The organism is Marinospirillum sp. (genome assembly GCF_014859565.1).
Map to the genome: position 1 here is coordinate 1 of NZ_JACUUA010000114.1, position 11,262 is coordinate 11,262.

10 protein-coding genes are annotated in these 11,262 nt (G+C 45.1%); 8 read left to right on the forward strand and 2 right to left on the reverse strand.

All coding sequences use genetic code 11. The features are described 5' to 3' along the window. The first annotated feature begins 173 nt into the window (after positions 1–173). The 8 genes from hsdR to IBX50_RS13030 all read left to right on the forward strand — a co-directional run bounded on the left by hsdR (position 174) and on the right by IBX50_RS13030 (position 10,096). Positions 174–2,510, forward strand: coding sequence for an EcoAI/FtnUII family type I restriction enzme subunit R (hsdR, locus tag IBX50_RS12995; protein WP_292256469.1), 2,337 nt, complete (start codon positions 174–176; stop codon positions 2,508–2,510). Positions 2,511–2,637: 127 nt separating this feature from the next. Continuing rightward, the gene (locus IBX50_RS13000; RefSeq protein ID WP_292256471.1) at positions 2,638–4,116 is read left to right on the forward strand and encodes an N-6 DNA methylase; all 1,479 of its coding nucleotides are present in this window, start codon (positions 2,638–2,640) and stop codon (positions 4,114–4,116) included. Between the two features lie 2 nt (positions 4,117–4,118). Then, entirely contained in the window at positions 4,119–5,021 is a 903-nt protein-coding gene (locus IBX50_RS13005; protein WP_292256472.1) for an ORF6N domain-containing protein, read from the forward strand. Then, positions 5,021–6,226 carry a restriction endonuclease subunit S gene (locus IBX50_RS13010; RefSeq protein WP_292256474.1) on the forward strand — a complete coding sequence of 402 codons (1,206 nt, stop codon included), beginning with the start codon at positions 5,021–5,023 and terminating at the stop codon, positions 6,224–6,226. The genes IBX50_RS13005 and IBX50_RS13010 overlap by 1 nt, the downstream gene beginning before the upstream one ends. 9 nt (positions 6,227–6,235) lie before the next feature. Continuing rightward, complete coding sequence (locus IBX50_RS13015) at positions 6,236–6,514, forward strand: hypothetical protein (RefSeq protein ID WP_292256476.1); 279 nt, start codon at positions 6,236–6,238, stop codon at positions 6,512–6,514. After that, entirely contained in the window at positions 6,489–8,894 is a 2,406-nt protein-coding gene (locus IBX50_RS13020; protein ID WP_292256478.1) for an AAA family ATPase, read from the forward strand. Before IBX50_RS13015 ends, IBX50_RS13020 begins: the two co-directional genes overlap by 26 nt. Further along, complete coding sequence (locus IBX50_RS13025) at positions 8,881–9,579, forward strand: DUF3800 domain-containing protein (RefSeq protein ID WP_292256479.1); 699 nt, start codon at positions 8,881–8,883, stop codon at positions 9,577–9,579. Before IBX50_RS13020 ends, IBX50_RS13025 begins: the two co-directional genes overlap by 14 nt. Position 9,580: 1 nt before the next feature. Further along, the gene (locus IBX50_RS13030; protein ID WP_292256481.1) at positions 9,581–10,096 is read left to right on the forward strand and encodes a hypothetical protein; all 516 of its coding nucleotides are present in this window, start codon (positions 9,581–9,583) and stop codon (positions 10,094–10,096) included. Between the two features lie 164 nt (positions 10,097–10,260). Here the strand turns inward: IBX50_RS13030 and IBX50_RS13035 are convergent, their stop codons facing one another. After that, complete coding sequence (locus IBX50_RS13035; protein WP_292256482.1) at positions 10,261–10,713, reverse strand: helix-turn-helix domain-containing protein; 453 nt, start codon at positions 10,711–10,713, stop codon at positions 10,261–10,263. Positions 10,714–10,795: 82 nt separating this feature from the next. After that, positions 10,796–11,089 (reverse strand): DUF1330 domain-containing protein, encoded by a 294-nt coding sequence (locus tag IBX50_RS13040; RefSeq protein ID WP_292256484.1) that lies wholly within the window; start codon positions 11,087–11,089, stop codon positions 10,796–10,798. Positions 11,090–11,262: the final 173 nt, after the last annotated feature.

Here is an 11,262-nt window from a genome sequence, read left to right on the forward strand (position 1 = left end):
AACCTGGCAGAAGGGGAAATCGCAGGGCTGAGTGATGGACTGATCAAACAGCATCTGACGGTTTGATTGACAGAAAAAAGCACTGAGGTTCACAGACTGGTCAGGTATGGTAAGCTTCCTTGCAGTAAAGATGCATATTCAGGAAGCAAGGATCTGAACAAGGAATCAGGCCAGTGACCTCAGAAGCCGATACTCGTGCTAACTACATAGACCCCGCACTCAAAGCAGCTCATTGGCCGCCGAGTAACATTATTCGGGAGCATTATTTTACTGATGGTCGAAAAATGGCGGCTGGTGTCCGCGGTCGGCGTTGCTTCGTTGATTACCTGCTCCATAAAGACAACCGCTATCTGGCAGTTGTTGAAGCCAAAAAAGAATCAGAGCACCCCACTAAAGGTTTGCAACAAGCCATCGACTATGCGAAGAAACTTCGCGTGCGATTTGTTTATTCCAGCAACGGCATACAAACCTATGAGTTTGATCTGGAAACAGGCAAGGGCGATTACATTGAGTTCTACCCAACACCTGCTGAGCTGGAAAAGCGCTATGCCGGTGAGGTTACAGATCTTAGCCAGGAGCTGAGAAACATCCCCTTTCACCTGGAAGGGGCAATGCAACCGCGTTATTACCAGGAATTGGCAGTCCATGCTGCCACCGATGCCATTGGTCAAGGCAAATCCCGAATTCTGCTCACACTGGCGACCGGCACCGGCAAAACCTTTATCGCATTTCAGATCGTCCACAAAGTCTTTCAGGCTCGCTGGAACCTCGATAAACCCGGATCACGCAGGCCGCGCATTCTGTTTCTGGCCGACCGTAACATTCTGGCGGATCAGGCAATTAATACCTTTAACCCCTATGAAAAAGATCTGATCAAAATCAATGGTGAAGAAGTCCGTAAGCGCAATGGGGTAGTGCCTACCAACGCCCACATTTTTTTCGCCATCTACCAGGCCATTGCTGAGCGGGAGAATATCGACGGTTATTACAAATCCTACCCCAGCGACTTTTTTGATCTGGTTTTGATTGATGAGTGTCATCGGGGCGCAGCTAATGAAGCAGGCTCCTGGCGTGCCATTCTCGATCACTTCAGCAAAGCCGTGCATCTGGGTTTAACTGCCACACCCAAGCGCACGGATAACGTGGATACCTATGAGTATTTTGGCCAGCCTGCCTATGAATATTCACTGAAGGACGGCATTAACGATGGTTTCTTGACCCCTTACAGAGTGAAACGTGTACGCACCAATCTGGATGAACTGGTGCTGACCAATGATGATCTGGTGATCGAAGGGGAGTCGGTTCAGGACATTTACAAGGTTGAAGATTACGACAAAAAAATCATTGTGGATCAGCGCACGGAGCTGGTTGCCAGAACCCTTCTCAATCATATCAATCCGTTGGATAAAACCATCGTCTTCTGTGAAAACCAGAACCATGCCCTGACCATGCGCGACATGATCAACAAGCATAAAAAAGTAAAAGACCCTCATTATTGTGTGCGTGTCACCAGTGATGAAGGCAAGGTGGGGCGTGAACTGCTCGAAAAATTTCAGGATAACGATAAAGACATTCCGACCATCATCACCTCTTCCCAGATGCTGACGACGGGTGTCGATGCCCGTAACGTGCGTAATGTGGTACTGGATCGCACCGTTGGCTCCATGGTGGAGTTCAAACAAATTGTGGGGCGAGGTACACGGGTTTTTGATGGTAAGGACTACTTCACAATCATTGATTTTCGTGGTGCCACCAACAAATTTTATGACAAAGACTGGGATGGTGAGCCAGAACCTCCTGAACCTGACACAGATAACTTCGGCGAACTGGGTGAGCCAGGTAATACGGGTGAACCTGAACCACCAGCTTTTGAATCGGAAGAACCCTCGCCACTGACTGATCCACCTGTAGAGCCACCAAAACCTCGGTTAAGAGTCAAGCTGGGTAAAAACCGTGAGCTAAAAGTCATTGATGTAGAAACTCGTTACATTGATGAGCACGGCAAACCCCTGACCGTACAAGAGTTTATTGAACGCTTGATCACCCAGTTACCCGGCTTGTTTAAGTCGGTTGATGAACTGCGCCAGATCTGGTCAGACCCTGATGAGCGAGAAGTCTTACTGAGCAAATTGGTACAAGCAGGTTTCGACAAAGAGCAGCTTGCCGCATTGCGCCGCATGTTTGAGGCGGAAGATTGTGACCTGTTCGACCTGCTGGCGTTTCTGGCGTTTGAACAACCCATGGCAACCCGCAAAAGCCGTGCGGATCAGGTTCGCGCAAACACTGCCTTTTTTGATCAGTACCAGCACGAAAAAGCCCAGCAATTCCTGCACTTTGTACTCAAGCGTTATGAGCAAACCGGCGTTACCGAGCTGGCGCGTGAACAACTACCAGGCTTGATCCAGTTGTCCGGGCTGGGCACCATCAGGGATGCCTACAATGCCTTCGGTGGTAAACCAGCTCACCTGCTGACTGCTTTCAAACAACTTCAGCAGCAGCTGTTTTGCTGAATCCAAGGAAGCCGTGCTTATGATCAAACTGCAAATCTATATGATTCCGAACGCGTTGCGTTCCGAATTAAGCTGGCCGTAAGTTGAAAGTACCGTTGATCAACCAGTTAAAAAACGAAAACTAATTATGTCATTACAGCAAAAAATTGACCGTATTACCGATATCTTGCGCCGCGACGATGGTATCAGTGGTGCCATGCACTACACCGAGCAAACCTCTTGGGTGTTGTTCCTGAAGTTTCTGGATGACTACGAATCAGAAAAAGAAGATGAAGCGGAATTGTCCGGTAAAAGTTATCAACCTGTGCTGGATGATGAACATCGCTGGGCAAGCTGGGCCTGCCCGAAAACGGCTGATGGCAAGCTGGATCTTGCCCGTGCCAGAACAGGCGATGATTTAACCGACTATGTGAACAACCAGCTTTTTCCTTACCTGAAAAGCTTTACCAATGCGGCTGCCACGGGTGCAGACCCTAAATCTTTCACCTACAAGATCGGGGCAATTTTCCAGTATCTGGATAACAAGGTTGCTTCTGGTCATACCCTGCGCGAAGTGCTGGATATTATCGACACCCTGAATTTCCAATCCAGTGATGAAATGTTTGAGTTATCGCTGGTGTATGAAGGCTTATTACAGAACATGGGCGATGCCGGTGGTTATGCCGGTGAGTTTTACACTCCGCGCCCAGTAGTGCGTGCCATGATCAAAGCTATCGACCCGCAGCCAGGACAGACCATTTATGATGCCGCAGCGGGTTCCTGCGGTTTTCTGGTGGAAGCCTTTGAACACCTGAAAGCGAAAAAAAGCGAACTCAGCACCGAGCAGTGGAACTTTATTCAGCGTGATACCTTCTTTGGTTTTGAAAAAACCTCGCTGGCCTACGTGATGGGCATGATGAACCTGATCCTGCATGGCATCGAATCGCCCAACCTGTTCCGTGGTAATACCCTGACCCAGAATATCCGTGATATTCAAGAAAAAGACCGCTACGACATCATTCTGGCGAATCCACCTTTTGGCGGAAAAGAGAAAGACCAGATACAGCAGAACTTTCCGATCAAAGCCAACGCTACCGAGTTGCTGTTTTTACAGCATTTTATGAAAACTCTGAAAGCGGGCGGCAAAGCAGCCATCGTTGTGCCAGAAGGTGTGCTGTTCCAAACCAACAGCGCCTTTAAACAGGTGAAACAGGAGCTGCTGGAAAACTTTAACCTGCACACCATCTTAAGCCTGCCAGCCGGGGTGTTCTTGCCCTATTCCGGCGTTAAAACCAACGTACTGTTTTTTGAACGCAGCGGCGGCACCAGTGATGTGTGGTACTACGAGTGTGAACCAGAACAAAAACTCACCAAAAATAAGCCGATTACCGATGACCACCTGAAAGAGTTTGTGGAGTTGTACAGCAGCCGGGCAACCACAGACCGCTCTTGGACAGTAGCAGCCAGCAAGTTGACTGAAGATTATGACCTTTCCGCCAAAAACCCAGCCAAGCAGAAAGATGCGGAACATTTAGCTCCAATTGACATCCTCAAGCAGATCCGCACCAAAGAAAAACTGGTATCTGGCCTGTTGGATGAAATTGAAGACCTGTTGGCGGAGAAATAAGTATGGGACAGGCAAAATCACCAGCCAACAGGCTCAAGACAATCACTGATGCTCAAACCTTGCAAAGCTTGATTTTGACCATTAGAGGCAAACAGGTGATGCTGGACAGAGACCTTGCCGAGCTTTATCAGGTTGATACCCGAGCTTTAAATCAAGCGGTGAAACGAAATAGTTTGCGTTTCCCTGAATCTTTTCGTTTTCAGTTGACCCCAGAAGAAGAGGAAAACTTGAGATCACAATTTGTGACCTCAAACCAACATGGCGGGCGACGATATCTGCCCTATGTCTTTACCGAGCAAGGCATCGCCATGCTTTCTGCTGTGTTGCGTAGTGATATCGCTGTTCAGGTCAGTATTCAGATCATGGAAGCCTTTGTACAAATGCGCAGTTTTTTGCTGAATAACGCTGCCCTGTTTCAGCGCTTGGGACAAGTAGAACAAAAACAACAGCTATCAGACCAGCGCATAGATGCCCTGTTTAGCGCCATGGAAGCCGGACAACTACCGCCAAAACAAGGTGTTTTTTACGATGGACAGGTATTTGATGCCTATGTTTTTGTCAACAAACTGATTAAATCAGCTAACGAACAGATTATGCTGATCGACAACTATATCGACGAAACCGTGCTGGAAATCATGAGCGCGCGGAAAGCCAAAGTACAAGTCACCTTGTTAACCAGCAAAGTAACAAAAAAACTGGAGTTGGACGTTCATAAACACAATCAGCAGTACCCCGGTGTTGAACTGAGGCCATTTAGTAAAGCCCATGACCGGTTTTTGATTATCGACCAGCAACATATTTATCATATTGGCGCATCCCTGAAAGATCTGGGAAAAAAGTGGTTTGCCTTTAGCAAGCTGGAACTGGTGGCATTAGACCTGCTGCAACAAGCGGGGGTGAAGTGATGGAACAGGTTTTATATCCATTGCCGGAGGGGTGGTGTTACGAATCTTTAGGGAAGCTAATACATATTGTGGGCGGTGCAACTCCAGCTAAAAATCGAGCAGCATATTGGAATGGAGCAATAAAGTGGGCAAGCGTCAGAGATCTGCATTCTGAAGAACTTTTCGATACAGAACTCAAGATTACTGAAGAAGGTTTAAAAAACAGTTCAACAAATATAATTCCTCCTGAAAATGTTGTTATATCTACACGGGTTGGACTTGGAAAGGTCGTAATAACCAAGGACTTTGTAGCTATAAATCAAGACTTGAAGGGGCTTTTAATAAAAGGCAATATTGATGTTAAGTATCTATTTTACTGGTTAAAGTCGCAAGCAGAGTACATAAAGTCTGTGGGAACTGGCGCAACTGTAAAAGGTGTAAGGTTAGATTTTATAAAAAAACTAAGTTGTCCACTACCGACACCAAATGAACAAAAGCGCATTGTCGATAAACTCGATGCACTGCTCACCTGCATCGACACTGCCATTGAGCATTTGCAGGAAAGCATCAAACTGGCTGATGCGTTGTTCAAATCAACACTGAGCTCGTTGGTTTGCAACGAATCTACAGAACATGAAAAATTATCACTCGAAGAGCTAGGTTCCTTTTCGGGTGGGGGTACACCTTCAAAAAACAAATCAGAGTTTTGGAATGGTGATATTCTTTGGGTAACACCCAAGGATATGAAGTCACCCGTGATAACTAATTCAGAATTAAAAATAACCCAAGATGGTGTCAAAAGTTCATCAGCCAAGTTTATTCCACCTGGAAGTGTTTTGATTGTGGCGAGAAGTGGGATATTGAGACATACGTTACCAGTTTGTATCAATGAGTCTGAGTGTACAGTAAATCAAGATATTAAAGTTTTCATTCCTGGTAAGAAGGTCAGCGCTGACTATATTCAGTATATGCTGAAAGGTTACGAAAAGTTTATTTTATCCGAGTTGGTAAAAGGTGGGGTCACTGTTGAAAGCTTGAAATACAAAGATTTCCAAAGCTTTAAGTTTCCTATTCCTTCAACAGAGGAACAGCAAAAGATAGTTCAGAAATTGTCATTAGTGAGTCAGCTCATAGATCCATTAAAAACTGAGTTGACTCATAAAATCAACCATCTTCAAAAGCTTAAAAGATCAATTCTTGACTCTGCCTTTAAAGGCGATATCTAAGGAGGGAGTATGAGTGGTGGACAAACCAAAATTTCCGCATTAACAACCGCCTTAGCCTTTCACTACCAAGTGCTGATTGGCTTGGATAAGTGCTTTGCATTGGAGGAAGGCCAATCCGTGTGGTTTGAAAAAGACGGTGATGTCAGCTTTCTGTCGCCTGATGCTTTAGCTTCAACCCAAACGGAAGTGAAAGACTATTCGGCACCACTTACCGACCACCACGAAAATCTCTGGAAGAATTCGAGAAACAAGGAGGTTTGCGATGCTAAAGAAAATTCAGCACATTAAAAAGCTTGGTGTGTTCGATGATTTTAGTTGGGATAGTGAAGTTAAAAACAAAGGCGGTGCCGTTCAAAACTTTGTTGATATCAATATCATCTATGGGCGTAACTATTCCGGCAAGACGACACTATCGCGTATTGCGCGTGCTCTAGAGACTGGCGATTTATCGGATAAATATGGCTCGCCCTCGTTCCAACTAAAATTTACTGACAATTCAGATGTGACAGTCGAAACTCTATCAGCTCATGGTAAAAATGTCCGGGTATTCAACGAAGATTTTATTCGAGATAACTTACGATTTATAACCAATCCAGATGACAGTATTGAGCCGTTTGCTATTTTAGGGGACGACAATAATAAGATCGAAAAAGACATTGAAGCGCTTGAAGCTGAACTAGGATCTAGTGTTGAAGGGCAAGAAACTGGTTTGTATGCCGAAAAGAAACAGGCCACAGATGCATACAACACAGCCCTTAGCGCTCATAATCAGGCGAACGATAACCTAGAAAAACAATTAGGTGATAAAGCGACCAACAAAAACATCGGCATTAGATATAAGCCTGAGCGTTTTGGTGACCAAAACTACACAATTATCAAATTAAAAGCCGATATCGCAACAGTAAGTGCTCCAAATTTTGGGCTGTTAAACACAGAACAAATGGCCGAGCACAAAAAACTGATTGATGAAAAGGTTTTGCCTGCAATACCTGAATTTTATCCACCTAAGCTAAGTTTTTTGAACCTAGCACAACAAGTTGAAACTCTGGTAACCAAGCCCATTAGCGAGTCTGACAAAATTCAGGCGTTAGTCAAAGATGCGGTACTTAACCGCTGGGTAAACGAAGGTCGCACTCACCATCGAAACAAGCATGAAAAATGCGCATTTTGCGATAATGAAATTTCGGCTGAGCGGTGGGCAGAGCTTGATAAGCACTTTGATGAAGAATCAGAGTTATTAGAAAAATCGATTGATGCATTACTTGCTAAGATAGAAACCGAGAAAAAAATGGTTCATGCCGCACTGACCATTGATCCATCATTTTTTTATTCTAAGTTTCACTCACAACTTACGGCTTTGGATTCCAGCTTACAAACCGCGACCAAAGACTACCTGCTTGCTTTAGATGATTTGGCCAAGCACTTGAAGGATCGAAAAGGTGACATTCTAAACGCTAAAAAATATGAGAGCCCAGCTGATTGCGCTGAAACATTAACGAAAATCTGGCAAGAATATAGTGACCTTTGCGCTAAATCAGAGTTATTTAGCAGCTCATTAGTTGGTGAACAAGCCAAGGCTAAAGCCGATTTGCGATTGAAAGAAGTCGCTGACTATTTGCTTACGATTGATTACCAAACACAGCTCAATTCAATTGAAACCTTAAAGCAAAAGAGGGATGAGGCCGAACAAGCTCAGGCGGCTATTAATGAAAACATTACAAAAAAACAAGGACAAGTTGCTGCTAAGAAACGTGAACTTAACGATGAAGAAAAAGGAGCCAAAAAGGTAAATGAATATCTTAATAATTTTTTCGGGCATCAGTTCTTAACGTTGGAAGCTAAAAAATATGAAGGGCCAACGCAAGACGCAAAACGTATTCGGTTTGAAGTGATTCGTGACGGTAAGAAGGCTTATCACCTTAGTGAAGGTGAATGTAGCCTGCTCGCTTTTTGCTACTTTTTGGCCAAGTTAGATGATGTTGCAACCAAAGACTCGAAACCTATTATTTGGATTGATGATCCCATCTCTTCACTCGATGGAAATCATATTTTCTTTATTTATACCCTGTTAAACGCGGAAGTTGTCGAGAAGGGGAGATTTGCGCAGTTATTCGTTTCAACACACAACCTTGATTTCCTGAAGTACTTAAAGCGATTAAAGGATAATTATCTTACTTCTGATGGAGAAAAGTTTAAATGTCAGAAAGCATACTTTGTTGTGGTTAGGCAGGATAAAAAATCTACATTGCAGGTCATGCCATCCTATTTAAAAGAGTATGTGACTGAGTTTAACTACCTGTTTCATCAGATCCATAAATGTGCCTCTATTGAAGCTATCGATAATACCAACTACGTAACTTTTTATAATTTTGCCAACAATGCGAGGAAGTTTTTCGAAATTTACCTGTATTACAAATACCCAGATCAAGGAATGACTGAAAAAACACTTAATGCATTTTTTGGTGAAGATCGTATCCCTTCAGTCTTAACAGACAGGATTAACAATGAGTATTCACACTTGTCTGGGGTCTTTGAGAGAGGTGCATCGCCTATTGAAGTGCCTGAAATGCAAACCGCCGCCAGACAAATCATTGAACGACTCCGGCAAGATCATGAGCAATATTCTTCTTTGATGAAAAGTGTTGGAGAACACAGTGACAACATATAACGTCTATTGCGATGAAAGCCGCCATACATCAGATCCATCACAGCCTTACATCGTTATCGGTGCGCTTCAATGTCCTCGAGAAGAAAAGCGCCGCATAGTTGGTCGTCTGCATGGCCTGATGACCAAGCATGGCATTAAAACAGAATTTGGCTGGAAAAAAGCATCACCCAATAAGGCAGAATTTTATCTTAGCCTGATCCAGTTGTTTGCTGAGGAGCAATGTCTTTCTTTTCGTTGTGTTGTGGTTGACCGAAGGCAACTGGATCATGAGCAGTGGAATAATGGTGATAAAGAGCTTGGCTTTTACAAGCTTTATTACCAATTACTGGTACATTGGCTTCAGCCAGGTGATACCTACCATATTTATCTGGATTGGCAACAGAATGCTGCCAGTGGTCGTTTTGAAGAGCTGCGGCAGATTCTGGCACACAAGCTAATGGGTAGAGCCAAAATAGCTTGTCTTGAGCCGGTAGAGTCGCATAACCAGCCGCTGATACAGCTTGCAGACTTGTTGATGGGGGCGGTGGGGTATGATTGGAATGACATGCAGAGTCGCTCTAACGCCAGCGTTTTTAAAGTGCAGTATGCTGGTCATCTGGCTAAAGCCGTAGGTAAAAGCGGCTTGCGGTTTACTACTCCCAAGACTGAGCGAAAATTCAATATCTTCAACTGGCAAGGACGATAGTTTGACTGATAGCTTGTGGCCGAAACTGCGACTGAAAGCCGATACGGAAGAAAATCTGATCGAGGCATATCGTCAGGTATATCTGGATACCTACGTCTACGATGAGCAGGGTAATCGACGAGTTTTTACTGACTGGACAGGTGCTTCGATTATCTTTGCAGCCGGTGCTTTTGATCATGCCTTCAGTAAAGCCAAAAACTATCGCTTGGGCACCTGTGTTCACGATGGTGGTTTTGATCATGAAAGAGCGCGTCGGATTTTATGGATCGCCGAGGTGCTTGCAGCTTCAGCCGGTACGATTCATCGTTATACCCAGTCAAAAAAGGACAGTCGTGGCCGTGATAGAAAACGACGGACATACGTTGTTGTTGATGAAAGTTATGTTGTGGTTCTGGATGATCCAAGAAAGCCCGATAAGCCTTTCACTTTTGTAACGGCTATAGCCGCTAATCCGAGCTATGTGCAGACTGAAATCAAGCAAAAAGCATTTCTGGTAGAGGTGAAGAAGGGAGGGTGATATGCCCCAGTCTTATCGGCGACTGAGGCGCAGCCAGGAACCAAAACAACTAGGTAAAGGTTCAACCAGCTCCGAAGAGCTTGGATGCATTATGGTGGTGTGCGAGTGAAATATCAAGCGGGCTGTTTGCCAGTTTACTGTACCCAGAAAAAGCGAATGCCGCATCAGTACCCCATTCCAAGCTCTTCGGAGAGGCTGGCCAGTTCGTCCATGGCTTTGCTGCTGGCTGCATCGCGCTGTTGTTTGTATGCCATCAGGTCGGAGAAGAGTACACGGCGATGACGACCGGTTTTATGGTGCGGCAAAGCACCTTCTTCCAGCAATTTCACCAGGTGAGGGCGTGAAACATTAAGCAGGTCGGCTGCTTCTTGTGAAGTGAGTTCTGCATGGACAGGAACCACTTTAACCGAGTTACCCAGTGCTAATTCCCCAAGGATGTCTACCAGCAGGCGTAATGCACTGGTGGGCAGTTCAATTGGGTGCGCCTTGTTGTCAGCATCGTAGATTTCAATCCGTTGAGTATCCGTTTTGGTTGACAGATAGGCAGCCAAGTCACGTTGCCCTTGTGTTGCAGCAGCAACTTCACGAGCTTCAGGAAAGCTGGCAAGTTGGTTCATGGCTTTGCTCCATCGTTTGTTTGAGTGATTTTTGATTCTAATCGAAATAAACGAAAAAGCAATTGCTCACGGTAATAGGAAATCAAAGACTCTCTTCAAACCCACTCAGCAGCACATCTGCTGCACTTTCCCTTAAGGGCACCAGAGCCTGATAGGCTTCTGAGTTGTGCCAGGCTTTGGCGGTGGTGATATCTGGAAAACGGATCACCACGATGTTGGTGTAGGGTGTTTCACCGGCAAAGGTGGTGTCTTTTGTACCGCGAAACATCAGTTCGGCATTCCAGGGTTCCAGCGTGGCAGGCACTTTGTTGCAGTAATCTACCCAGAGGTCTGAGTCTTTAATACGAATTTGTCCAACGATGTAGGCATGAGGCATTCTGCTGGCTCCTTTTATACACAACAGCTGACTGCTGAATTAAGCTGGACTCACTAGCGGCGTCTATTGCGTGCATAATGCTAGTGAGCGAGTTAGATATCAAGCGGCTTGGTTCAGGCTAGCCCGGATTTCTCATGGGGTATAAAAGAAAACGGCAGGAAGTGTTATAATTT

What these genes read in the sequence shown, in the direction of transcription:
- IBX50_RS13000 (WP_292256471.1), top strand. Translation starts at nt 2,638, where the DNA reads ATGTCATTACAGCAAAAAATTGACCGTATTACCGATATCTTGCGCCGC.
- IBX50_RS13005 (WP_292256472.1), top strand. Translation starts at nt 4,119, where the DNA reads ATGGGACAGGCAAAATCACCAGCCAACAGGCTCAAGACAATCACTGAT.
- IBX50_RS13010 (WP_292256474.1), top strand. Translation starts at nt 5,021, where the DNA reads ATGGAACAGGTTTTATATCCATTGCCGGAGGGGTGGTGTTACGAATCT.
- IBX50_RS13015 (WP_292256476.1), top strand. Translation starts at nt 6,236, where the DNA reads ATGAGTGGTGGACAAACCAAAATTTCCGCATTAACAACCGCCTTAGCC.
- IBX50_RS13020 (WP_292256478.1), top strand. Translation starts at nt 6,489, where the DNA reads ATGCTAAAGAAAATTCAGCACATTAAAAAGCTTGGTGTGTTCGATGAT.
- IBX50_RS13035 (WP_292256482.1), bottom strand. Translation starts at nt 10,713, where the DNA reads ATGAACCAACTTGCCAGCTTTCCTGAAGCTCGTGAAGTTGCTGCTGCA.
- IBX50_RS13040 (WP_292256484.1), bottom strand. Translation starts at nt 11,089, where the DNA reads ATGCCTCATGCCTACATCGTTGGACAAATTCGTATTAAAGACTCAGAC.